Origin of the sequence: Chryseobacterium sp. SIMBA_028, from assembly GCF_046535285.1 — a bacterium.
Lineage (GTDB): Bacteria > Bacteroidota > Bacteroidia > Flavobacteriales > Weeksellaceae > Chryseobacterium.
On sequence record NZ_JAWRWZ010000279.1, the window covers coordinates 1 to 273 of the forward strand.

Genomic DNA, 273 nt, shown 5'->3' on the forward strand with positions numbered 1-273 from the left:
CGGCATTTTTATTTAATAAATACTCAACCAAATCTTTATTATATTTTACAGAAAGTCCCGCCAAAGCAGTTCCTTCCTGGCTTTTATAATTGATATCTTTCACGTTATCCATCAAAAACTTAGCCACTTCCGTATTGCCTCTGTAGCAAGCTAAAATCAGAGTAGAAAAGCCACCTTCATTGGTTTCATTGATGATATTAGGATTTTTTTTCATCAAATCTTTAACCTCAGCTACACTACCGCTTCTCGCAATATCAAAAATTGATTTTGCTT

The 273-nt window shown here is 33.7% G+C and carries 1 protein-coding gene; it reads right to left on the reverse strand.

The features are described from left to right. Window positions 1-273 (reverse strand): ankyrin repeat domain-containing protein (locus SCA31_RS23455; protein WP_410699421.1); only part of this gene is annotated, 273 nt, incomplete at both ends.